We start from the raw sequence: 25,189 nt of genomic DNA, 5'->3' as shown, positions 1-25,189 counted from the left end.
ACGTTTCATTAATTTGAAACGTCTTTTTTTTTTATAAAGGATATTCCATTTTAATATCACATCGAGCATAAGTACAATTTTCTTCAACAGGAACTTCAACAAACCCAAACTTTCTATAAATATAAATGGCATTTTCTAATTTTGTACTAGAATAGAGGAGAAGCCTTTTAAACTCCTGTTCTTTTGCAAAATCTAAACAGTGCTGCATCAATTTTTGTCCTATATTTTGTCCGCGATATTTTGGCGAAACAGCCATTTTTGTGAGTTCAAAAGTACCTTTTTCTTGAATTGGCATTAAAGCCACAGTACCTATGGCTTGATTGTTTAATAAGACAAAAAATATAAACCCTCCTTTATCAATGATATATTTCTCGGGATTACTTAAAACTTCTTCATCAAAGGGTTCTACATAAAAATATTTTTTTAGCCATTCGATATTTAAAATGTAAAAATCTTTAGAATAGATTTTATTAAAGGGAATAATTTCAATTTGCATTAGCTCTAATAAAATCGGTTATTAAATAAGTAATTAATTTTCCAACTTGAGTTTCTGTTTCTGTGGTTGGTGCAGCTTCGCAAATGTGTAAATAAGCAGCATTTTTATCAGCGCCAAAATATGAAACAAATTGCCTGGTTTCATTTACAGAAAAACCACTTGGAGTCATGGCGCTACTGGGTATGTTTTGAATGGCATCGCAATCAATTTCAATTCCGAAAGAGTTTTCAGAAACATGATCACGAGCTCGCAGCATTTCATTTTTTAAATTAATTTCTTTTCTAACTTTTATTGCTTCAAAAGTATTGTAGTCTAAGTTCTTATTTTCATCAAGAGCTTTAAAAATATCTTTAGAAGTGTAATTTTTATGAAGTCCAAAGACAAAATACTTTTTTAAGAATCCTTCAGAATAAGCGTATTTAAAGCCATTTCCACTATGTCTGCCTTCTTCTTTTCTAAAATCTGTATGTGCATCAAAATTAACCACATTTATACGTGAATTTAAAGCTAAGGAAGTTCCTTTTATATTTCCATAAGCATTATTATGTCCACCTCCAATAATAATTGGCTTTTTGCCTGCTTTTACAATCTGATAAATAACATTAGAAACTTCAGTATCTATTTTAGCAACTAATTTTCTTGCTTTCTGGATATCTTTCGTTTTGGTTTGATTGAGTTTAGATAATTTACTCATTACTTTTTCGAAATTAAGATGCCCTAAAATCAATACTTTATTTGCATGTGTAAACGTATTACTTTGTATATTTAACAAAATTTTAATGGCTGCCCCCCAAGCGGTTGAAGTCCCCGTATTTCCGTAGTTGGCGAATACACCTACATCTTCTGGGAGGCCGAGAATAACATATTCGACGTCTAAAGTTTTAAGATCTTCGTATATATTAGAAATGTCGTTAAGGGTTTTTATCTGTTCCCCAAATTTGGATTCACCCGGTCTTTTATTTAGGAGCTGTTTTAATTTGCTAGCGTTGAATAAAGTAAGATTGTTGTCCATATTGAAATTAACTATTTAAGAAGCTAAAATTACATTTTTTAAATAATTTAAACTAAAACTAATTTAATAATAAGAAACTTAAACAAAAATGGAAAATAAAACTAATAATACAGGTTTAAAAGTAGCATTAGGTATTGCTGTAGTGTTGTTTTTAGGAGCAGCATTTTACTCGTTTGGTCTTTTAAAAGAAAAGAAAGAAACAGAGGCTCAGTTAATCCAAGAAAAGGAGTTAGTAATGAAAGATCTTAGCAATATGGCTAAGCAGTACGATATAGTTATAGCTGATAACGAGGTTGCAAATGAAAATTTAGTTGAAGCGAAGGCACGTATTCAAGGGTTAATGGATTCTTTACAGATTTCTGAAACAAATGTAAAAAGTTTATGGAGATATAAATCGAAATATTTATCGCTTCAAAAGGAAATGGACGTTCTATTAACTGAAAATGACAAATTAAAAATTGAAAACTCTTTATTGGCTACATCTTTAGATAGTACAAGAGTGAGATTGGAAGAGCGTACTAGTTTTACAGATTCTTTGATGGTACAAAACACAGCTTTAGCAGATGTTGTTGAAAATGCAGCTGCTCTAACAACTGTTGGTTTAAAAGGATTTGGAGTTATTGAAAGATCTTCAGGGAAATTAATTCCTACTGAAAGAGCACGACGTTCGGACAAAATTAGAGTTTGTTATACAGTGGCTAAAAATGCTTTAGCAGAAGCTGGGGATCAAGAATTATATGTACAGGTTATCGATCCGAATAATAATACTCTAGGTGTTAATGAGCAAATTCAGTTTGGTGAAAAAACACTTAATTACAGTTTGGTAAGTAAATTTAATTACGAAAATGCTAACTTAAATATCTGTGAGTTTGTAAATCCTAGAGAAGATGGATTTGAAAAAGGACGTTATACTGTAAATGTATTTAATGAAAAAGATTTAGTATCAACTTCAGAATTCACTTTAAAATAAAAATTGTTATAATTAGTCAATATCCATAGAGCTAATAATGACAAGAACCCGAAAGTTTAGGCTTTCGGGTTTTTTTATGGGATTAAGTTACTCTCAAATTTAGAAGTTAATTAGATATGTCTGGATTAGAATATATATGATTTTTATATAATTTGCCCATTTATTATTACTTGATCTATATGGTTGTCTCCAAATGCATAAGGTAGAAAACCGTAGCTAGGAACTTCTTTTGTAATAATAAGATTCGCTTTTTTTCCTTTAGTAATACTTCCATACATATTTTCTATTCCCATAGCATAAGCACCATTTAGAGTAGCTGCATTTATAGCTTCTTCTGGAGTAAGTTTCATTTTAATACACGCAGTACTTATTACAAAATTCATATTACCACTTGGTGTAGAACCTGGGTTATAATCTGTTGCCAAAGCCAATGGTAGTCCGGCATCTATAAGTTCTCTTCCCTTTGTATAAGGAATGCTTAAAAAATAAGAGCAAGATGGTAAAGCAACAGGCATGGTTTGACTCCCTTTTAAAGCTTCAATATCGTTTTGATTTAATTCTTCCAGATGATCTACAGAAAGAGCTTGATATTTAACACCTACGCCAATACCTCCAAAGGCATTAAATTGATTAACATGAATTTTTGGTACTAAGCCATGTTCTAAACCTGCTTTTAAAATACGCTCGGTATCTTCTAAGTCGAAATAACCTTTTTCGCAAAACACATCAATATAAGTTGCCAGCTTTTCTTTGGCAACTTCAGGAATCATTTTGTTTACCACTAAATCTACAAATCCAGATTTATTATTTTTAAACTCTTTAGGAACCGCATGTGCAGCCAGCAAAGTGGCTCTAACTTTTACAGGAAATTCTTTTTTAAGTCTTTTTATAACTCGTAACATTTTTAGTTCTGCTTCTACAGTTAATCCATATCCAGATTTTATTTCAATGGCTCCTGTCCCTAATTTTATAACGTTTCTTAAACGATGGGCAGATTGAGTATAGAGTTCTTCTTCGCTGGTGTTTTGAAGTTTTTCGGCAGAGTTTAAAATTCCACCTCCACGATTAGCTATGTCTTCATAACTTAAACCATTGATTCTATCTACAAACTCCTGTTCTCTGTTTCCAGCGTAAACTATATGTGTATGAGAATCGCACCAGGTAGGTAATACTATTTTTCCTGAAGCATCAATTTCTTCTTCTGCAGTTAGATCCAGGATGTCGTCCATAGATCCATAATCCACAATAGTATCGTGATCAATTAAAAGGTAGGCATTTTTAATACTTGGTAGTATTTTCATTTCCTTTCCTTTTATTACAGAAATGTTTGAATCTCTAACTTGAAGTAATTCTTTGATGTTTTTTATGAGTAGTGACAAAATATTATGTTTTTTTCAAAGTTCCGTAATTTTTTCTAATAATAAAAAACGCCATCAATAAAATGATGGCGTTTTCGTAGTTTATTAGTTGTAATAGAATTATTCTTTTACAAATTTGTAGCTTGTATTAGCGTTCTCCAACTTTAAAATATAAACACCTTTTTGAAGTTTTGAAACGTCTAAAGGTTCATTAGAAATTAATGTATTACTTAGTACTAATTTTCCTAAAACATCATAAACAGATACATTTTCAGATTCTGAATTTAATCCTTTAAAGTGAATTTTGTTTGAGGTTGGGTTTGGGTATATACTAAGTCCGTTGTTAGTAAATTCTGTAATACCTATGGTAGGAGTGTTATTTATAAAAGTAAATAAACTGTTTTGAAGATAACTAATTCCTGTAATATCTATGTCGCCATCATTATCCATGTCTTCGGCAACCATTGAAAAAATAGAACCCGTTGAATCGTCAATAACATTTTCACTGCCTAAACTTCCGGATTCATTACCTTCAAACCAAATTAGGTCAACCCCACTGGCATAACTGTTTCCAACAAGTAAATCGTTGTAGCCATCATTATTTAAATCTGCAACAGTTATAGCTCCTCCATGTGGAAAGCTAGTTGAAACTATTGTTCTAGTAAAAGCTGTTTCTGTACCGCTTGTATCGTTTGTAAACCACGAAATAGTTGGATTACCTCCTGTTGGTTCAGAATCTGATTTTACAATTTCTAGATTTCCATCGTTATTGATATCTCCAAAAATAACTGACCATAACCATCCATTTGCAGAATCTACATTGTTTGTATAAACTTCAAACGGTACATTTCCAGAACCATCAAGTCCATCTGGAACAAACTTATTATCGTATAGTTTAATGTCTCCATTTCCAGTAAAGCCAACAACTACATCTAAATCCCCATCTCCATCAAAGTCCGCAACGTCAAAGGTTGCTGGTCCACTACCAGAAGCTCCTTGCGCCAAAGTGCGTACACTATCAAAAGTGCCATCGCCATTTCCTAAAAAGTAGACTACAGAATTAGATGTATATGCAGTAACAATAATATCTAAGTTGCCATCAGGGTCGTTATCAATATTAGCGACTTTTACGGCGCCGGCTCCGGCAATTCCTGTTGCTATTAATACAGCAGATTGAAAGGTTTCGTCCCCATTGTTCTCAAACCAAACCAAATTATCGTTGTATGAACCAGTTGCTAAAATATCATTATGGCCATCACCATTTAAATCAGCTGTTGTTATACTTTCAATATAAGATAGTGCATTTGCTCCTGTGGCAGTAAGCGCAATTCCAGAGGCGAAAGTAGTGTCGCCATTATTTTTATACCAGATAACTTGACTTCCATTGTATGTTCCTATGGCTATGTCTAAAAAACCATCATTGTTAAAATCTGAAGTAGAAACGGCATATGGCTTTGCACTTGTACTTGGGTCAATAATACTTTTTGTAAAGGTAGTTTGAGCTATCGAATTTCCAATGTAAAAGGATAGCCCCATAAAGAGTATAAGTTTTTTCATAATTTAATTGATTAGTTAGTGCTAATATATTGATTTCATTTTATTTAAAAACTACTTTATTTTTCCAACCATATTTTCTGGTTTTACCCATTCGTCATAGTCTTCTGCAGATACATAACCTAAATTTATAGCTTCTTCTTTTAAAGTAGTTCCATTTTTATGTGCTGTATTTGCTATTTCGGCAGCTTTATAATAACCTATTTTGGTGTTTAAAGCAGTAACCAACATTAAAGAATTGTTTAATAATTGTTCAATAACCTGATAGTTTGGCTCTATACCTTCAGCACAATGCTCTTCAAAGCTCACACAGGCGTCTCCTATTAATTGAGCAGATTGAAGTAAGTTTGCAGCCATCATTGGTTTAAAAACATTAAGTTCATATTGACCTTGAGTACCACCAACAGTAACCGCTACATCGTTCCCCATTACTTGTGCACAAACCATGGTTAAGGCTTCACATTGTGTTGGATTTACTTTTCCTGGCATAATGGAACTTCCTGGCTCATTAGCTGGAATAATTATTTCACCAATTCCAGAACGTGGTCCAGAAGCCATCATTCTAATATCGTTTGCAATTTTATTTAAAGAAACAGCAAGTTGCTTTAAGGCTCCATGTGTTTCTACAAAAGCATCATGAGCAGCTAGGGCTTCAAATTTGTTTTCGGCAGTTATAAAAGGAAGGTTTGTAAATTTTGCAATGTACTCTGCAACCAAAACATCATAGCCATCTGGAGTGTTTAATCCAGTTCCAACGGCAGTTCCTCCTAAAGCTAGTTCTGCTAAATGTGGAAGTGTGTTTTCTAAAGCTCTTAAACCATGATCTAATTGAGATACATATCCAGAAAATTCCTGACCTAAAGTTAAAGGCGTTGCATCCATTAAATGGGTTCTTCCAATTTTTACAACATTTTTAAATTCAAGTGATTTATTATGAAGTGTATTTCTTAATTTTATAATTCCAGGAATCGTAGTTTCTACAATTTTTTTGTAAGCTGCAATGTGCATTCCTGTCGGAAAGGTGTCATTTGAAGATTGCGACTTATTAACATCATCATTAGGCTGAATGGTTTTTTCTCCTTCGCCAATAACCTTACCAACAATTTGATGCGCTCTGTTTGCTACCACCTCGTTGACATTCATGTTGCTTTGAGTTCCAGAACCAGTTTGCCAGATAACTAATGGAAATTGATCATCGTGCTTTCCTTCTAAAATTTCCTCACATACTTGTGCTATTAAGTCACGTTTTTCTTCAGAAAGTACACCTAATTCGCAGTTAGTAAATGCAGCTGCTTTTTTTAAATAAGCAAAGCCATAAATTATTTCTAAAGGCATTGAAGCATGAGCTCCAATTTTAAAGTTATTTCTAGAGCGTTCTGTTTGTGCTCCCCAAAGTTTATCGGCTGGTACCTTAACCTCGCCCATAGTATCTTTTTCTATTCTAAAAGTCATGATTTGTAAAATATTTAATGAATTACAAAATTACGATTTTATACCTAATTTAGTTAGTACTTAGTTGGTTATTTGTAAGAAAGCAGTCTTCATATTTTAAATAAAATAGTCTTAGTTTTTTGATTCAGAGTTAAAATACAATACTTTTATTTTAAACTAACAACTCTAATAAATGGGAAACTCATCTAAAATTAAAGATAAAATTAGCTTGTTAGAAGCTATGTCTATTGGAATTGGTGGCATGGTAGGAGGAGGTATTTTTGCAGTTCTTGGCTTAGCTGTTTCTTTAGCTCAAGGAGGTACGCCAATTGCTTTTTTCTTTGCTGGAATAATAGCTAGTTTAACGGCTTACAGCTATTCTAAACTTTCCTTAGCATTTCCAGATCGTGGTGGAACCGTAAAATTTATCAATCAAGGTTTTGGAAAAACTGTTTTTAGTGGAGCCATCAATAATTTATTATGGGTAAGCTATATTATTATGCTATCCCTTTATGCTTCTGCTTTTGGATCTTATGCTCCAAATTTATTTAGTTTAACAGGAGATGCTTCAATAGATTTTCATATTTACTTATCAGGTATTATTATTTTAGCAACAATTATCAATTATTATAGTGTAGAGGTAGTTAGCAAAATAGAAGCCTATGCGGTGGTGATAAAGTTGATTATTTTGTTAGGTTTTGTTCTGGTTGGAGTTTATGGCTTGTTTGGGAATCCAAATACAGAACAATTGGCTATATCTAATTGGGAAAGCCCATTGTTATTGTTAACTGGAGGTATGGTAATTTTTGTGGCTTATGAAGGTTTTGAACTAATAGCTAATGCAGCACCCGATATTGTAAATCCTGATAAAAACATACCAAAGGCTTATAATTACTCTGTGTGGTTTGTGGTATTTTTATATGTTGTAATTGCCATAGTAACAGTTGGCTCTTTACCATTTAAGGAAATAGCTAAAGCCGAAGATTATGTTCTGGCCGAAGCAGCTAAACCGATGTTGGGAAAAATTGGATTTACTATAATTACCATAGCTGCCTTAATTTCTACCTTCTCAGCTATTAATGCTTCACTTTATGGAGGTAGCCGGGTTAGTTTTGAATTAGCCGAGGATGATGAATTACCTCACCATTTAACAAGTCAATTATGGAACCAACCAATAGGTTTGATGATTACTGCCGTATTAACTTTATTAATAGCAAATGTTTTAAAGCTTGAAAGTATTTCTACAGCTGGAAGCGCAGGGTTTCTACTCATTTTTGCAATTGTAAATTATGTGGCTTTTAAATTGTCTAAAAAAGTAAAAGCAAAGAAGATAATTCCTCTGCTGGGTTTTTTTATGTGTTCTGTTGCTTTTGTTACTTTAATAATTCAGCAGTTTAACTCTAATATGGTAGGGGTAATTGTTATTTTGAGCATTATAATTAGTTGTTTTGTTATGGAGTATCTTTTTAAGAAACAGGAGGCTAGAAAAAATCTTAATAAGAATGTTAATAAATCTTAAACTTGCTATTGTTTAAAATCATCATTTCATGTATATTTGTCTTATTATATAAAAAAGATTTTTATTATGTTCGATTTTGACCAGTATTTAGGATTTTTAGCATTTTTAACCATATTAACTATTGGTTTTTGGTTGATGATTTTTTTAATGACTTTTGTAATCCCTTATTGGGTTGGAGGAGCATTAATGGAACGTATGAAAGAGATGAAAGAAGAAAAGAAAGCAAAACGCGAATTAAATAGTTAATTAGCTTTACTTTTATAATATATAAAAAACGTCTAAAAAGAAATTTTTAGACGTTTTTTTTTGTTCGAACTTTATATTTATCAAAAATAATCTTATTTAGAACTAAATTTAACTGTAAATTCTACAAGGTATGTAATTCTTCATAAGTATAACACATAATAAAAGAGCTACCCGTAACAGATAGCTCTTTTAATTTATATTATTTTTTCTTCTAAAGTCTTATCCTTCAAACTCCATATCACTTCCGCCACCGCCATTGTTATTTCTTTGTTGACGATGTTGACGTTGTTTTTGTTGATTGAATCTATATGTAAACGATAGGTTAATACTTCTTTCTCTCCATTGAAACTCTGAATTGCCATGAAACGTTGGAGTAGTTGTTTCCATAATACGTTTTCTAGAATTAAACAAATCACTAATATTCAAGGCTATTGAAGCGTTTTCGTTAAAGATATCTTTACTAAATGCCATGTTTGCAGAGAAATTACCATCTCTTTTGTTTTGAGCATCTTCAGATGGACCTCTATAGTTTAAACTAGTCTGCCAATCTACTTTTCCTGGTAGAGTATATTTACTGTTTAACCTAGCAAACCAACTCGTACTTTTATTGTCTAACGACAATCCGTTTGGAGCCTCTCCAGTTAAAGATTGTTGATAAATATTGAAGTTTGCATTAATATTCCATTTTGGAATAGGTCTATAAATTACTGTAAATTCAAATCCGTATCTGTCTTCTTCAGCTAGGTTAATTGGTGTACGTTCAATAATTGTAAACTCTTGACCATTCACGTCAACAGGAACTCCTGTATCATAACTTACAAAATTAAATACATCTGTTGCATGTTGGTAATAAGCAGATGTGTTTAAAGATACTTTACCAAATTTCTTATAATACCCTAAATCAAATAGTCCTGAGTAACTAGGAGCTAATTCTGGATTTCCTCTAAAAACATTGGTTACACTAGAACGTGAAGGGAATGGATTTAGAAAGAAAGGCCACGGACGTCTAAGTCTTCGGCTATAACCCAGAGTTACATTTTCTTCATCACTAAACTCATAACTTAAGTTTACTGTAGGAAATAAGCCTGTATAATTATTTCTACTATAATCTCCACTTGTTGGTTGGTCTATAGTAACACGTGTGCTTTCATATCTTAGACCTAATAAATATGAAAATTTACTACCTATTTTACTACCAAATTGTGTGTATGCAGCATTGACGTATTCACGGTAATTCATAAAGTTGGTTAACGAGTCGTTAACAACAAATTGATTGGTATCAAAATCAAGAAGTTCAACTGTGTAGTCTGTATCTTGGTCTTTAAAGTTTCCTCGATATCCAAATTCAAATTGACTATTTTCACCAATGGGTAAAACATAATCGGCTTGTAATAAAACACGACTTTGGTCTTCAAGAGTAGCAACTTTCTCTGTGTTTACTCCTTCAAGTAATACTTTAGAATATTCATCTTCTGTATTATCCTCATATTGAAAATCCATGGTTAATTTATGACCACTATCATCAAAGTTTTTATTGAAGTTTAAAGAGTATTGTAATACTTTATCATCTTCCTGTTCAGGATCAAAACGGTTGTTTTGTGAAATAAATTGTTGATTCTCATCTAACTGAATTAAAGTATTTGTTGTATTCCTTTCGTTATCACCATCTCTATAAGAAACAGCACCAGTTAACGAAGCAGAATCTGTAATATACCATTCTACACCAAAATTTGTACTTAATCCTTTTCTAACTCTATCGTACTCATTACTTTCGTCTAAATAGGTGTCAGGATAATCAATAAGATTCCCAAAATCATCTTCTTTTACATTAAAGTATTGTGTATAAGAGGACGAATTACCTGGTACCTCTCTATAGTCATAACTGGTTGTATTAAAGATATTAACATTACCAGTTCTATAATTTATATTACCAGAAATTCCGGCAGACGTTGGATGACCAACATTTGCTGTTATTGCTCCGTTAAACCCTTGTAATTTACTTCTTCTTAATATAATATTTAAGATTCCAGCAGTTCCTTCTGCTTCGTATCTTGCAGATGGGGAAGTAATAACCTCTACGCGTTCTATGGATTCTGCAGGTAATTGACGTAAAGCATCTGTCGAATTAATTCCAACCAAGCCTGAAGGCTTACCGTTTATTAAAATTTTCACGTTTTCGTTACCTCTTAAGGCTACATTTCCTTCTACATCTACAGATACAGATGGAATGTTGTCTAGAACATCACTTACGTTTCCACCGCGAACCGTAAGGTCTTGTCCAACACTGTATATTTTCTTGTCTAATTTGATATCGACAGTTGTTTTTTCGGCAATAATTTCTATTTCATCTAAAGCTTGGGTATCAGCTTCTAAACGAATAATTCCAATATTCTGGCTTTTTGAAAGTGTTTGATTTGGGATAATTTGTTTCTTAAACGAAATAAATTCAATAGAAACATCGTAAGTACCAGGTGCTACAGGAATACTGAATTCTCCGTTTTCGCTGGTAATACCACCAGTTATTATTCTGTTTTCGGCTTTACTAAAGAATGCAACTGTTGCATATTCTAAAGGTTGACCTGTGTTTTGTTCGAGAACTTTTCCAGTAATAACTACATCTTTTTGTGCTTGGGCAGTAAAAATGGAAGTAATAATAATAAAAGAAGCTAATAAAAGTTTATTCATGGTTGTATTTTTGCAATATATGACTGCAAAAATAGAATTTGGTTTAGTTGTGTTTGGTTAAATGTTTGTTAAATAAAAAAAGCTCCAAATTTCTAGTAATTTGAAACTTTTTAAAGAATTTAAAGAATTTAAAGAATTTCTGAGATTTTTTCAGGAGGTCTTCCTATAACCGCTTTTTTACCATTAACGACTATGGGTCTTTCTATAAGTTTTGGAAACGCTATCATGGCCTCTATAAGTTGATCTTCTGTTAAATCTTTACCTCTAAAGTTGTTTTTCCAATCTGCTTCGTTTTTTCTAATTAAAGCGTCTGCAGAAATATTTAAAAGTTTTACCACCTCTTTTAACTCTTCTTTTGTAAGCGGATTTTTTAAATAAGGAATTACCTCGAATTCTTTTCCAGATTTTTCAACTATTTCAAGTCCGCTTCTGGATTTGCTGCAACGTGGATTGTGATAAATTTTAATCATAATTATTTTCCCGAGAAAGCGGGAATCTTTGTTTTATATTTTTGTTAAAACGAAAAATAAGTTATTGTTTACAATTGATTTGTGTCTTCAGTTTTTTGTCCCATCATCATTAAATAGGCTTTTAAAAAGGGAACTATATCTCCATCCATAACGTCATCGACATTTCCAGTTTCTTTTCCAGATCGTACATCTTTAACCAATTTATAAGGATGCATCACATAATTTCTAATCTGACTTCCCCATTCAATCTTCATTTTATCTGCTTCAATATCTTGACGTTGTGCCAATTGTTTATTGAGTTCAATTTCATATAATTGAGATTTAAGCATTTGCATAGCTCTAGATCTGTTATCGTGTTGCGAACGTGTTTCTGAACATTGAATATGAATTCCTGAAGGTTTATGAACCAGATTTACTTTTGTTTCTACTTTATTGACATTTTGTCCTCCAGCACCACCAGAACGAGCTGTGGTTATTTCAATATCGGCTGGATTTATATCAATTTCTATCGTATCATCAACTAAAGGGTAAACATAAACCGAGGCAAAACTAGTATGGCGTTTTGCATTGCTATCAAATGGAGAGATACGAACTAATCTATGTACACCATTTTCGCCCTTTAACCAACCAAAGGCATAATCGCCTTCAATTTCTAAAGTTACTGTTTTTATTCCGGCAACATCACCTTCTTGATGGTTAAGTTCCTTTACTTTAAATCCACTGTTTTCGGCATACATTAAATACATACGCATAAGCATACTTGCCCAGTCGCAACTCTCAGTACCACCAGCCCCAGCAGTAATTTGAAGCACTGCACTTAAACTATCTCCTTCTTCGGAGAGCATGTTTTTAAACTCTAAATCTTCAATTAGATTTATTGCTTTATTAAAGCTGTTTTCTAGATCTTCTAGAGTAGATTCGTCTTCTTTATAGAATTCGTAAATAATTTCAAGCTCTTCAACTAAAGTGACTGCCTTTTGGTAATCTTCAACCCATTTTTTCTTATTTCTAATAGATTTCATTACAAGCTCGGCAGCTGTAGAATCATCCCAGAAAGTAGGTGCAAAAGTTTGTTCTTCTTCGTTTTGAATTTCAATTAGTTTGGCATCTATGTCAAAGATATTGTCTAAGCGAACTTAGACGTGTATTAAGATCTTTTATTTGATCGGAAGTAATCATTCTATATTGTAGTTTTTACAAAAGTAAAATTTAAAACTGGCAGATAAAATATTACTTGATTTAATTTTATAGTTTTATACTCTAATACTTAAATAATGAAAATAGATTTAAGAAGCGATACGGTTACTAAACCAACAAAAAAGATGTTGGATTCTATGATGTATACTCAGGTTGGTGACGATGTTTATAAAGAAGACCCAACAGTCAACGCTCTAGAGGAACGATTAGCTAAGATGTTTGGAAAACCAAAAGCCTTGTTTTTTCCATCGGGAACTATGGCTAACCAAACAGCTATAAAATTACATACCCAACCAGGAGACCAAGTTATATGCGATAAAGACGCACATATTTATAATTACGAAGGTGGAGGCGCCTCTTTTAATAGTGGCGTTTCATGTAAGTTAATAAATGGGAGCCGTGGCATGTTTACTGCAGAACAGGTTATTGAAGCTATTAATCCGCCAGATTTTTACCACAGTCCTTTAACTTCTTTGGTGGAAATAGAAAACACAACAAATAGAGGAGGTGGCGCATGCTGGGATTTTGAAGAATTAAAAAAAATAAGAACAGTTTGTAATACACATAATCTCGGCTTTCACTTAGATGGAGCAAGAATTTGGAATGCTTTGGTGGCAAAAAATGAAACTGCCAAAGATTATGGGAAAGTTTTCGATACAATTTCTGTGTGTTTAAGTAAAGGTCTTGGTTGTCCAATTGGTTCCGTTTTAATTGGCGATGAGGCTATTATGGAAAACGCTATTAGAATTAGAAAAATTCTAGGTGGAGGTATGAGGCAGGTTGGTTATTTAGCAGCAGCAGGAATTTATGCTTTAGATAACAATATAGAACGCTTGGCCGAAGATCATAAAAAAGCCAAAGAAATTGAAACCGTGTTAAGCAAACTATTCTTTGTTAAAAAGGTGGAGCCTGTGGAGACTAATATTGTAATTTTTGAACTACAAGATCAATTAAACGATTCCAATTTCCTTAAAACACTTGAGAATAATAATATTCGTATAAGTAGTATGGGGCAAGGTAAGTTAAGAATAGTGACGCATTTAGATTATACTAATGACATGCATAATCACTTTTTGATATTTTTGAAAAACATGAGATTGTAATTTCACGTTTAACTAAAAGCTAAAACAGATGATTCGTAATTTATTAATTTGCTTGACTTTTTTATGCTTTCAAAATAAATTTAGTGAAACAGACTTTTTAATATATCATCAAGAATTTAATAAAGTTGAAGAGCTTATAGTTAACGAAGATTTTATTAAAGCTGAAAAGCAATTAAATGAATTACTAAATAATTATAAACCTGCATTTGCAAAGGATTATATTATTGCTTCTCAAATTTCCCTAATTAACAATAACAAATCGAAAGCTCTAGATTGGATACAAGAAGCTTTTAAACATGGAGTAAAAATTAAATGTTTAAAAGAGATTCCGATTTTTAATGAGAAATTAAACGATTTTAATTGGCAGAAGTTAGAAACACTATTTCCTGATTTATATATGGAATACCAATCAAAAATAAGCATTGGCGCATCAAAAGCATTTCATAGAAACTTTCAAAAAGAACAAGATAATAAAAGGAGTAAGAAATATAAAAGGATTGTTTACTCGAACTTTTATAAAATTAAAGAAGGTCTTGATAAAAACGCATATCCAGGCGAAAATATCATAGGTATTGATAATTCAGATGATGCTTCAAAAATAAACGACTGCGATTTAGACAACGCTAAAGTAACCGTTACACTTTTACATTATGATTATCCTATAAGTGATTTAACAGAAGAAAAATTAGTAGCCGCTATAAAATCTGGAGCTATGCATCCCAGAGAGTTTGCAATAATTTATGCCTTTCAAAAAGGCAAGGTTTCTATTTTATACCGAGTAAGCGGCAAAACGTGGACAAAACTCAACGATTATCAATTTAATTTTTCGTTTGGTAAACAATCGACAGATTTTAAAAAAGTGAATACAGATCGCGCTAAATTTGGAATATGTTCTATCCAAACAGATAAAATGAAATCTGAAATTGAGAAAAAATATGGTATTAGATTAAAGTTTGGATATAAGTAAAAGCTTCATTTTTAATCTTAAAAAAATTCTACGACTGTAATCTGAGACAATTCCCTAACACCTAATCCCCTCATGCCTATTTAAACATATCCATACCTGGAATATTAGGCATGCCATCTTTTGCAACTGCCGCTAATTCTGTTTCGTTGATTTGGTTCGCTTTTGCAATGGCTTTATTTAAAGTTAAAACTAGGTAATCTTCTAATTCTTCTTTATCCTGCAATAAGCTGTCGTCAATACTAATAGATTTAATAGTTCTGTTGGCAGTTAAAGTAACTTTTAGCTTATCATCGTTACTTTTTTCATCGACTAAAACCGTGTCTAAACGTTTTTTTGTTTCTTCAACTTTTTTCTGAGTTTCTTTCAGTTTACCCATCATTCCCATGAGATCTCCAAACATAATTTTATAATTTAGTAATTAGACTGCAAAGCTATTTAATTTTCATATTTTTGGCGTCAATAATTCAGTAAAAAATCTTCACTTTTGAAAAACAATTTATTTCCACCAAAGGCTAAAAAGATTCCTAAAAAACTTGAAGCGCATAATGATGTTCGTATGGACGAATTCTATTGGTTAAACGATAGAGAAAATCAAGAAGTTTTAAATTATCTGCGTGCCGAAAACGATTATACAAAAAGTATAATGAAACATACTGAAAAGCTTCAAGAAGAATTGTTTGAGGAAATGAAGGCAAGAATTAAGGAAGACGATCAATCCGTTCCATATAAATTTAATGGCTACTGGTATTTAATCAGATTTGAAAAAGGAAAGGACTATCCTATTTATTCCAGAAAAAAAGAAACTTTAGATGCTCCAGAAGAGCTGTTATTCGACTGTAACGAAATGGCAAAAGAGCATACTTATTTTAGCTTAGGGAGCATTTCTATAAGCCCTGATAATACACTGGCTGCTTTTTCTACAGATACAGTTAGTAGAAGACAGTATAAAATTCAAATTAAAAACTTAATTACCGGTGAAATTTATTCAGAAGAGATATTAAACTCTACCGGAAGTATTACATGGGCAAATGATAATTCAACGCTTTTTTATGCGCGTAAAGATGAAGTCACCTTACGTTCGTATAAAGTATTTAAACATAAACTACATACTAAAGTTGCGGAAGACGTAGAAGTATTTCATGAAACCGATGAAACATTTAATACCTATGTGTATAAAACAAAATCTAGAAAATATATTATAATTGGCTCTTCAAGTACGCTTACTTCGGAATACAGAATTTTAAATGCCGATTCTCCAAATAGCGATTTTAAGGTCTTTAGCAAGAGAGAAAGAGGTGTGGAATATTCCATAGAGCATTATAACGACCATTTTTATATTCTAACCAACAAAGGTGAGGCAACAAATTTTAAACTTCAAAAGACAAAGGAAACTGAAACTGAAAGTAAGTTTTGGCAAGATTTATTGGCGCATAGAAAAGACGTTCTATTAGAAGATATTGAAATCTTTAAAGATTATTTAGTTGTTAATGAGAGGGAACAAGGTTTAAATAAACTCCGAGTTATTAGTTGGAATGGAAAAGAAGATTACTACATTCCTTTTGAGAGTGAAACATATACAGCCTACACAGGAAATAATCCGGATTTTGATAGCGAGTATCTGCGCTATTCTTATAATTCTTTAACCACCCCAAGTTCTGTTATAGATTATAATTTTAAGACTAAAGAGCACGATGTAAAGAAGGAGCAGATAGTTTTAGATAAAGGTTTTAAAAAGGAGAATTATTCTTCAGAACGTATTTGGGTAACGGCTCGAGATGGGGAGCAAATACCTGTTTCTTTAGTTTATAGAAAAGATTTAAAAAAAGAAACAGGAAATCCCTTGTTGCTTTATGCATACGGTTCTTATGGGTCGACCATCGATCCGTATTTTTCAACAGTTAGATTAAGTTTATTAGATAGAGGTTTCGTTTATGCTATTGCGCATATTAGAGGAGGAGAGTATTTAGGTCGCGATTGGTACGAGAATGGAAAGCTTTTATCAAAAATGAACACATTTTACGATTATATAGATTGCTCCAAACATTTAATTTCAAATAATTATACTTCAAATAAACAGCTTTATGCCTATGGTGGTTCAGCTGGAGGACTTTTAATGGGGGTTATTGTTAATTTAAATCCTGAATTATATAAAGGCGTTTTAGCCATTGTTCCGTTTGTAGATGTGTTAACAACTATGTTGGACGACACGATTCCTTTAACTACAGGAGAGTATGACGAGTGGGGTAACCCAAACAACAAAGAGTATTACAATTATATAAAATCTTATTCGCCATACGATAATATTAAAAATCAGGATTATCCTAATATGCTAGTAACAACTGGTTTGCACGATTCTCAGGTTCAATATTGGGAGCCAGCAAAATGGGTAGCAAGACTTAGAGAGCTTAAAACAGATACAAATAAATTATTGCTACATACAGATATGGAAACGGGTCATGGCGGGGCTTCTGGACGTTTTGAAAGCTTAAAAGAGGTCGCTTTAGAGTATGCTTTTATATTGGATTTGGAAGGAATCCATTGTTAGTAAAAAAAATTATGTATTTTTGCAAGGTTTTTGGTTGCTATATTTTTAGCTTCCGTAAAATATAATGTATGGAAAAAAATAAACAAGTTTTTAATAATGTTTTAGAGTTAGTTGGAAATACACCACTAATTAAACTAAATAAAATAACTTCTTCATTAAAAGGAAACTACTTTGCTAAAGTAGAAGCTTTTAATCCAGGACATTCTTCAAAAGATCGAATTGCACTTTATATTATAGAAGAAGCAGAACGTAAAGGTATTTTAAAACCGGGAGATACTATAGTTGAAACAACTTCTGGTAACACAGGTTTTAGTATAGCTATGGTTAGTATTGTAAAAGGATATAAATGTATTCTTGCTGTTAGTTCTAAGTCTTCGCCAGATAAAATAGATATGTTAAAATCTATGGGAGCGCAAGTATATGTTTGTCCTGCTCACGTTAAAGCAGACGACCCAAGATCTTATTATGAAGTAGCAAAACGTTTACATGAAGAAACTGAAGGATCTGTATATATTAATCAGTATTTCAACGAATTAAATATAGATGCACATTACCATTCTACAGGTCCAGAAATTTGGAATCAAACTGAAGGTAAAATTACACATTTAATAGCTTGTAGTGGAACTGGAGGTACAATTTCAGGAATTGGAAAATACTTAAAAGAGCAAAATCCAAATATTAAGATTATTGGCGTTGATGCTTATGGTTCTGTGATTAAGAAATATCACGAAACTCATGAATTCGACGAAAAAGAAATTTATCCATATAGAATTGAAGGTTTAGGGAAAAATTTAATTCCTACAGCCACAAATTTTGATGTTATAGACGAGTTTGTAAAAGTTACCGACGAAGAGAGCGCTCATACAGCAAGAGAAATAGCTAGTACGGAAGGTCTATTTGTTGGGTATACTTCTGGAGCAGCTTTACAGGCTGTAAAACAATTAAATGAAGAAGAATGCTTTGATGAGGATTCTAATATTGTTGTTGTTTTTCCAGACCATGGATCTAGATATATGAGTAAAATATATAATGATGCTTGGATGAACGAGCAAGGCTTTTTTGACCATCTACATGAACCCGAAGAAGCAACAGAAAGTATACAATATATTAAATAACTACAATATTGAAGCATGTTACTAATTTTAGTAACATGTTTTTGTTAACAAGAGTGTGAAAAAAGATTATGTATTGAGCATTAAAAACTCTAATTTTGCACTTTAAAATCATGATTAATAGCTTATATGAAAGACTTATTCGATAAAATTTACAGAGATAAAGGACCATTAGGAAAATGGGCTTCTCAGGCCGAAGGATATTTTGTATTTCCTAAGTTGGAGGGTCAAATCTCGAACAGAATGAAGTTTCAAGGGAAGGATGTAATTACTTGGAGCATCAATGATTATTTAGGTTTAGCAAATCACCCAGAGGTTAGGAAGGTAGATGCAGAAGCAGGAGTTGCATACGGTTCTGCTTATCCAATGGGAGCTAGAATGATGTCTGGACACACAGAGTTACACGAGAAATTACAACAAGAATTAGCAGCATTTGTAAGTAAAGAATCGGCTTATTTGTTGAATTTTGGATACCAAGGAATGGTTTCTACTATTGATGCCTTAGTAGGAAAAGATGATATTATAGTTTATGATGTAGACGCTCATGCATGTATTATTGACGGAGTTCGTTTACATATGGGGAAACGTTTCACCTATAAACATAATAACATTGAAAGTTTAGAAAAAAACTTAGAAAGAGCTACTAAAATGGCCGAACAAACTGGAGGAGGAATTTTAGTAATTTCTGAAGGTGTGTTTGGAATGCGAGGAGAACAAGGACGCTTAAAAGAAATAGTTGAGTTAAAGAAAAAATACAACTTTAGATTTTTAGTGGACGACGCTCATGGATTTGGTGTTTTAGGTAAAACTGGAGCAGGTGCAGGTGAGGAGCAAGGTGTTCAAGATGGTATTGATGTGTATTTTGCAACCTTTGCTAAATCTTTAGCAAGTACAGGAGCATTTATTGCAGCCGACCAAGAAATAATTGACTATTTAAAATATAATTTGCGTTCGCAAATGTTTGCAAAATCTTTGCAAATGCAATTGGTTGTTGGAGCTTTAAAGCGTTTAGATATGCTTAAAACTATGCCAGAATTAAAAAATAAACTTTGGGAAAACACCAATGCTTTACAATCTGGACTTAGAGAAAGAGGTTTCGATATTGGTACCACTCAAAGTTGTGTAACACCTGTTTACCTGGAAGGTAGTATTCCTGAAGCTATGGCTTTAGTAAGAGACTTAAGAGAAAATCATGGTATTTTCTGTTCTATCGTTGTTTATCCAGTAATTCCTAAAGGATTAATCTTATTGCGTTTAATTCCTACGGCAACACATACTTTAGACGATGTTACCGAAACTTTAGATGCTTTTGAAGCAATTAGAGAGAGATTAGTAAATGGAACGTATAAGAGGCTTTCTGCTTCTGTTACTGCATCCGTAGATAAATAAAATAAACCTTAGTTTATATTAAAAAATCCGATAGCTGAACACCATCGGATTTTTTTTATTTCAATTTCTTTTTGAAGGTTTTTCGTCGTTTGATAATTTCACAATCAAAATCCTTCCAAATTTGCTGTGAAGCCAGATTGTCTACTAATTCTGGTAGTCTGATACAGGTTTCTATATTTTGCTTTTTCAGAGTTTTATAAAATTCATTAAAAATTATAGCTGTTACTCCTTTGTTGTGGTAGTGTGGCTCCACACCAATTAAATAAAATAATACAGTTTTACTATGTTTTTTTGCTTTTAATAATTTTAAAAATCCAAAAGGAAATAATTTCCCATTTACTTCTTGGAGCGCATGAGAGAATGATGGTAAAACAATTGCAAAGGCTACCATATTATCATTTTCATCAAAAACAAACTTGATGTATTCTGGATTGATAAAATTGATAAATTTTTGCTTAAAGTAATCCCTCTGTTCGTCGGTTACAGGTACAAATGTGGGCAGCTTGGCGTAAGATTTATTAAACAAATCGAACATACTATCTATATGCGGAACCACTTGTTTTGTTTTAGTAAATTGACTAGGTTTTAACTTAAAACGTTTGGTAATAATTTCATTTACTCTTTTAAAACGTTCTACAGGAATAGTATTAAAAGGAAATTTGCTCTCTATGTATTCTTTCTCAGGAAGATATCCTAGTTCTTCAAAATGTGTAATATAATACGGGTGGTTATACCAAGTTGCCATTGTTCCGATATGATCAAACCCAAAAGTTAAAGCTCCATTTTTATCTAAATTTGAGAAACCTACAGGGCCTTCAACAAATTCTAGATTATTTGTCTTTCCTATTTCGCTAACCTTATCTAACAAAGCTTTAGTTACAGAAATATCATCTATAGTATCAAACCATCCAAAACGCATCTTTTTAACACCTTGTGTCTTAATTTCTGCCCAATTTAGAATGGCAGCAACACGTCCAACTATTTTATCATTTTTATAAGCTAGGAAAAACTGAGCATCGGCGTGTAGAAATGCAGGGTTTTTATCCGAGCTAAGAGTTGCCATTTCATCAGAAATAATAGGAGGTACCCAATATTTTGAATTCTTATATAATTGAAAAGGAAAGGTTACGAATGTTTTTAATTCCTTTTTGTTTTTTACTTCTTTAAGTGTAATCATAGGTACAACAACATCAATTTAAAGATCAGAGTCAAAATCTATATCTTCTTTTTTTCTATTATTTTTCTTCTCTCCACGAGCTTTATTTTCTCTTCTTTCAATTTCTTCTTTTGCTGAGGTGCCATCTTTCTCTTCTTTGTCTTTATGAAAGTCTAATCGATAAGAAGCTCCAATAGCAACTCCAAATACAGAAGGTGTGTCTTTAGTGTTAAAAGTAGCCGCAGCATCTACCTGAAGGTTTCTGGTCCATAAATAAGCCGTTCCAAAACGAATAAGATTATCTGCATAAAAGTCGCTACTAATATTTTCAGATTCGGCAAAAACGGCCCATTGATCTGCTATAGACTTGGTAAGAGTTAAAATAAAAGAAAAGTCAGATTGGTCAGTGCCTATTCTGTCTTTAATAAAGTTCATAACAAATACCCAACCGCCAGAAAAGTTATTTTGTGTAGAAATCATAATTTTCGGACTAAATCCTTCAATACCGGCAGCTGTAAAAGGGTTGTCTTTAGTGTCAAAATTAGCACCCGCATAAACTGCAACAGCAGGAATTAAGTATTTCCATTTAAATTTATTGTTGGCTTTCCAACTGTATAAATTTGGTTTTTCTTCTTCTGCATTTTTAAAAGGATCGTAAACTAAGTACTTAGCACCAATGGTTAAGGTTTTAAAATCGCTAAATTTACTTTCGTTTGGAACTGTATTTGTATACTCTCTTTTAGTGGATTGAAAAGTTCCTTCTAAATTTAGCTCTAATTGTGGCCATAACAAACCATATCTTACGGCAAAATCGGCACCAAAACTTTTATCATCTCTATCAAGAAGCTGATGTTTTTCATTTAGCATATAAGGTCCAGCTTCAAATTGAACGACGTTAGTTCCTACTGAGAAAGCACTTTGAGATACGCCAGGTCTGTTAGAATTAATTACTTCGGTGTATTGCGAATAACCATTTATGGTAAAAGCAAAAGCTAAAAGGAATACATAGGTTTTTAAGAGTTTCATATGTAAAAGATATTTTGTTGGAGCTTTTAATTTTATAACAATCTCTTTTATAGATTCTTATGGTAATAACATAAAATATGTGTTTTATGCTATTTAGATGGAATCAAATATATAGATTTTATATTTTTTTTAAGTAATTATTTCAGTTTTTAAATCAGGAGATTCGTATTTTTGTATAAAATTATATCTATGCTACAGTATGCATCTATAACGGGCGTTTTAAGGGTTGTTTTAATTATTCTATTAATTTATTATGGAATAAAAATATTATCCCGATTATTTGCGCCTTTATTAATGAAATATGTTGCAAAAAAGGCAGAAGAGCGTTTTGGCGGGCAGTTTGGGCAATATCAACAGCCTAAACAAACTACGCAAGAAAAAAATAAAGAGGGCGAAGTATCTATAGATAAAGCACCTCAAAGAACAACTTCAAATAAAAATGTAGGAGAATATGTAGATTACGAAGAAATTGATTAATTTTCGCTTTCATAGTATAACATATTTTCATGTCTATTTCATTTAAAAAATTTCTCCCTCACATCCTTGTTTTTATAGGATTCGTGATTATTTCCTTAACTTATTTTAGCCCTGTACTTCAAGGAAAATCTATTTATCAAAGCGACATTGTGCATTATATTGGCATGTCTAAGCAACAAAAGGATTTTAAACAAGCCACAGGAGAAGAAACTTATTGGACAAATAGTGCGTTTGGTGGCATGCCAACTTATCAACTAGGAGCGCATTATCCCAATAATTATATTAAAAAGTTGGATTTAACACTCCGATTTTTACCTAGACCAGCAGATTATCTTTTTCTTTATTTTATAGGTTTTTATATTCTATTATTAGTTTTAAAAGTAGATTATAAATTAGCAGCACTTGGGGCACTTGCCTTTGGTTTCTCTACTTATTTAATTATTATACTGGGAGTTGGACATAATAGTAAAGCGCATGCTATTGCTTATATGCCTTTGGTTTTAAGTGGAATTTTATTAACCTTTAGAAAACGTTATGTTTTTGGGTTTTTACTTACCGCCGTTGCCATGGCTTTAGAATTAGTGGCCAATCATTTTCAAATGACTTATTACTTGTTGTTTTTAGTGCTAATTTTAGGTCTAGCTTATTTAGTAGATGCATATAAAAAGCAAGAATTACCTCATTTCTTTAAAGCTGTTGGAGTTTTGTCTTTAGCGGTTTTATTAGCTATCGGACTTAACGCAACAAATATTTTAGCAACTCAAGAGTACGCCAAAGAAAGTACCAGAGGACCTAGTGAATTAACCATAAATGCAGATGGTTCTCCTAAAGAAATTACTACAGGTCTTGATAGAGATTATATTACAGAATATAGTTATGGCATATTAGAGACCTTCAATTTGTATATTCCTAGATTTATGGGAGGTGGCAGTCATGAAGATGTTGGAAAGGATTCGGAGTCTTACCAGTTCTTTTTAAAGCAAGGGGTTCCGCCATTGGAAGCCAGAGAATATACCAAACAAACACCAACGTATTGGGGGAAACAAACTATTGTGGAAGCTCCAGCTTATATAGGAGCAGTCGTAATTTTCTTATTTGTATTTGCGCTGTTTTTAGTAAAAGGCCGTTTAAAATGGTGGCTTGTAGGAGGGAGTTTATTATCCTTAATTTTATCTTATGGAGACAGTCAGCCATTTAAGTTTATAACAGACTTTTTTATAGATTACGTACCATTTTACAATAAATTTAGAGCTGTAAGTTCCATTCAGGTCATTTTAGAATTATGTATTCCTGTTTTAGCTATTTTCGGACTTGTAAAGCTTTTTAATAATTTTAATAAAGAAGAAGAAAAACTAAAAGCCTTAAAATATACGGTGATTATAACGGCTGGGTTGGCTGTAGTTTTCTTAGTATTTAAATCTACCTTATTTAATTTTGTTGGAGGAAGCGATGGTTACTATCGTCAGAATTTTGGACAACAATTTATGGACGCCTTAATTGCAGATAGAAAAGCCTTTTTTACGGCAGATACGTTTAGAACCTTAGTTTTAGTACTTCTATCTGCCGGAACCATCTTTTTGTTTTTGAAAAAGAAACTTTCAGAAACCAAGGTTATTTTAGCCTTTGCCGTTTTTATTTTAATCGACTTAGTTGGCGTAGATAGACGCTATGTTAACAACGATTCTTTTGTGCCATCAATTAGAATGAATAAACCGTATCAAGCTACTGAAGTTGATAAAGTCATCATGCAAGATCCTGAAAACTTTAGAGTCTTCGATTTGGTTTCTAGAGCTCCGGCGAAAGCTTCTTATTTTTACAATTCTTTATCGGGTTATCATGCAGCCAAATTAAAGCGTTATGATGAATTGTATGATTTCTATATTTCAAAAAATAATATCGACGTGTTAAACATGTTGAATACCAAGTATATTATTGCCGAAGATGAAGAAGGAAAGCCGTTTCCTTACACCAATCCAGATGCCAATGGAAATGCGTGGTTTGTTGAAAATATTAGGTTTGTTAACTCGGCAAACGAAGAAATAAAAGCTCTTGATAGTTTAGATACTAAAAAAGTAGCGGTTATGATGTCTGATAATGAATATGCTTCTTTCTTAAAGGAAGATATTATGATAGATACTACAGCTACGATTAAAGTTGAAACCTATAAGCCTAATTACATAAAATATAAATCTTCTAGTGCTGTTGATGGTTTTGCTGTGTTTTCGGAAATTTATTATAAAGATGGTTGGAATGCTTATATAGATGGACAATTAAGTCCACATACACGTGTAGATTACGTTTTACGAGGGATGCATATTCCTGCAGGAAATCATGACATAGAATTTAAATTCGAACCACAGGTTATTAAAACCGGTAGTAATATTGCTTTGGCAAGCTCTATAGTATTTGTTTTATTGCTTATTGGAGGTTTGTTTTATAATTTTAAGAAGGAAGATAAAGCTTAAACTCTTTCTAA

21 protein-coding genes are annotated in these 25,189 nt (G+C 32.3%); 10 read left to right on the top strand and 11 right to left on the bottom strand.

Annotated features, from left to right (window positions below; genetic code table 11):
• Positions 1–31: 31 nt before the first annotated feature.
• A complete protein-coding gene (locus tag OS188_RS05350) occupies positions 32–496 on the bottom strand; it encodes a GNAT family N-acetyltransferase (RefSeq protein WP_267147799.1) in 465 nt (154 codons plus the stop codon).
• On the bottom strand, positions 486–1,508 hold the full coding sequence (locus OS188_RS05345) for a formimidoylglutamase (protein WP_267147798.1): 1,023 nt from the start codon (positions 1,506–1,508) through the stop codon (positions 486–488). The genes OS188_RS05350 and OS188_RS05345 overlap by 11 nt, the downstream gene beginning before the upstream one ends.
• An 88-nt stretch (positions 1,509–1,596) precedes the next feature.
• On the opposite strand from OS188_RS05345, the gene OS188_RS05340 reads away from it, so the two are divergent.
• The gene (locus OS188_RS05340) at positions 1,597–2,478 is read left to right on the top strand and encodes a DUF8428 domain-containing protein (RefSeq protein WP_267147797.1); all 882 of its coding nucleotides are present in this window, start codon (positions 1,597–1,599) and stop codon (positions 2,476–2,478) included.
• A gap of 143 nt (positions 2,479–2,621) precedes the next feature.
• On the opposite strand, the gene hutI is transcribed toward OS188_RS05340, so the two are convergent.
• The 3 genes from hutI to fumC all read right to left on the bottom strand — a co-directional run bounded on the left by hutI (position 2,622) and on the right by fumC (position 6,842).
• Entirely contained in the window at positions 2,622–3,857 is a 1,236-nt protein-coding gene (gene hutI / locus OS188_RS05335; RefSeq protein WP_267147796.1) for an imidazolonepropionase, read from the bottom strand.
• A gap of 99 nt (positions 3,858–3,956) precedes the next feature.
• Positions 3,957–5,393 (bottom strand): T9SS type A sorting domain-containing protein, encoded by a 1,437-nt coding sequence (locus OS188_RS05330; RefSeq protein ID WP_267147795.1) that lies wholly within the window; start codon positions 5,391–5,393, stop codon positions 3,957–3,959.
• Between the two features lie 51 nt (positions 5,394–5,444).
• A complete protein-coding gene (gene fumC, locus OS188_RS05325; protein WP_267147794.1) occupies positions 5,445–6,842 on the bottom strand; it encodes a class II fumarate hydratase in 1,398 nt (465 codons plus the stop codon).
• Positions 6,843–7,014: 172 nt separating this feature from the next.
• Here fumC and OS188_RS05320 point away from each other — a divergent pair, with 172 nt between their 5' ends.
• Complete coding sequence (locus tag OS188_RS05320; protein WP_267147793.1) at positions 7,015–8,340, top strand: APC family permease; 1,326 nt, start codon at positions 7,015–7,017, stop codon at positions 8,338–8,340.
• Between the two features lie 66 nt (positions 8,341–8,406).
• Positions 8,407–8,586 (top strand): hypothetical protein, encoded by a 180-nt coding sequence (locus tag OS188_RS05315; protein WP_267147792.1) that lies wholly within the window; start codon positions 8,407–8,409, stop codon positions 8,584–8,586.
• A gap of 219 nt (positions 8,587–8,805) precedes the next feature.
• On the opposite strand, the gene OS188_RS05310 is transcribed toward OS188_RS05315, so the two are convergent.
• From OS188_RS05310 to prfB, 3 genes are all read right to left on the bottom strand, one after another.
• Positions 8,806–11,271 carry a TonB-dependent receptor gene (locus tag OS188_RS05310; RefSeq protein WP_267147791.1) on the bottom strand — a complete coding sequence of 822 codons (2,466 nt, stop codon included), beginning with the start codon at positions 11,269–11,271 and terminating at the stop codon, positions 8,806–8,808.
• 128 nt (positions 11,272–11,399) lie between these two features.
• Positions 11,400–11,741 (bottom strand): arsenate reductase (glutaredoxin), encoded by a 342-nt coding sequence (gene arsC / locus OS188_RS05305; protein WP_267147790.1) that lies wholly within the window; start codon positions 11,739–11,741, stop codon positions 11,400–11,402.
• 68 nt (positions 11,742–11,809) lie between these two features.
• Positions 11,810–12,920, bottom strand: a protein-coding gene (prfB, locus tag OS188_RS05300) for a peptide chain release factor 2 (protein ID WP_267147789.1) whose coding sequence is annotated in 2 segments (ribosomal slippage) — positions 11,810–12,856 and positions 12,858–12,920 — 1,110 coding nt in all. Because the reading frame shifts where the segments join, the coding sequence is not laid out codon by codon here.
• Between the two features lie 95 nt (positions 12,921–13,015).
• Here prfB and OS188_RS05295 point away from each other — a divergent pair.
• Both OS188_RS05295 and OS188_RS05290 read left to right on the top strand, forming a co-directional pair.
• Positions 13,016–14,041, top strand: coding sequence for a threonine aldolase family protein (locus OS188_RS05295; protein WP_267147788.1), 1,026 nt, complete (start codon positions 13,016–13,018; stop codon positions 14,039–14,041).
• Between the two features lie 28 nt (positions 14,042–14,069).
• On the top strand, positions 14,070–15,008 hold the full coding sequence (locus tag OS188_RS05290; RefSeq protein WP_267147787.1) for a hypothetical protein: 939 nt from the start codon (positions 14,070–14,072) through the stop codon (positions 15,006–15,008).
• Between the two features lie 76 nt (positions 15,009–15,084).
• On the opposite strand, the gene OS188_RS05285 is transcribed toward OS188_RS05290, so the two are convergent.
• On the bottom strand, positions 15,085–15,408 hold the full coding sequence (locus OS188_RS05285; protein ID WP_267147786.1) for a YbaB/EbfC family nucleoid-associated protein: 324 nt from the start codon (positions 15,406–15,408) through the stop codon (positions 15,085–15,087).
• 84 nt (positions 15,409–15,492) lie between these two features.
• On the opposite strand from OS188_RS05285, the gene OS188_RS05280 reads away from it, so the two are divergent.
• The 3 genes from OS188_RS05280 to capB all read left to right on the top strand — a co-directional run bounded on the left by OS188_RS05280 (position 15,493) and on the right by capB (position 20,054).
• Positions 15,493–17,553: a S9 family peptidase gene (locus tag OS188_RS05280; protein WP_267147785.1), complete on the top strand. Its 2,061-nt coding sequence runs from the start codon at positions 15,493–15,495 to the stop codon at positions 17,551–17,553.
• Between the two features lie 68 nt (positions 17,554–17,621).
• Positions 17,622–18,668, top strand: coding sequence for a cysteate synthase (gene capA / locus OS188_RS05275; RefSeq protein WP_267147784.1), 1,047 nt, complete (start codon positions 17,622–17,624; stop codon positions 18,666–18,668).
• A gap of 126 nt (positions 18,669–18,794) precedes the next feature.
• Positions 18,795–20,054, top strand: coding sequence for a cysteate-C-fatty acyltransferase (gene capB, locus OS188_RS05270; RefSeq protein ID WP_267147783.1), 1,260 nt, complete (start codon positions 18,795–18,797; stop codon positions 20,052–20,054).
• Between the two features lie 55 nt (positions 20,055–20,109).
• Here capB and OS188_RS05265 read toward each other — a convergent pair whose 3' ends face one another.
• Together OS188_RS05265 and OS188_RS05260 are read right to left on the bottom strand one after the other, a co-directional pair.
• Complete coding sequence (locus OS188_RS05265) at positions 20,110–21,231, bottom strand: GTP cyclohydrolase (RefSeq protein WP_267147782.1); 1,122 nt, start codon at positions 21,229–21,231, stop codon at positions 20,110–20,112.
• A gap of 18 nt (positions 21,232–21,249) precedes the next feature.
• Positions 21,250–22,236, bottom strand: coding sequence for a transporter (locus OS188_RS05260; RefSeq protein WP_267147781.1), 987 nt, complete (start codon positions 22,234–22,236; stop codon positions 21,250–21,252).
• A gap of 189 nt (positions 22,237–22,425) precedes the next feature.
• Here OS188_RS05260 and OS188_RS05255 point away from each other — a divergent pair, with 189 nt between their 5' ends.
• Entirely contained in the window at positions 22,426–22,713 is a 288-nt protein-coding gene (locus OS188_RS05255; RefSeq protein ID WP_267147780.1) for a DUF4834 family protein, read from the top strand.
• A 29-nt stretch (positions 22,714–22,742) separates the two neighbouring features.
• Positions 22,743–25,178: a YfhO family protein gene (locus OS188_RS05250; protein ID WP_267147779.1), complete on the top strand. Its 2,436-nt coding sequence runs from the start codon at positions 22,743–22,745 to the stop codon at positions 25,176–25,178.
• The last annotated feature ends 11 nt before the right edge of the window (positions 25,179–25,189 follow it).

This window comes from Xanthomarina sp. F1114 (genome assembly GCF_026410255.1).
GTDB lineage: Bacteria > Bacteroidota > Bacteroidia > Flavobacteriales > Flavobacteriaceae > Xanthomarina.
This window is presented reverse-complemented; position numbering and strand designations above follow the sequence as displayed.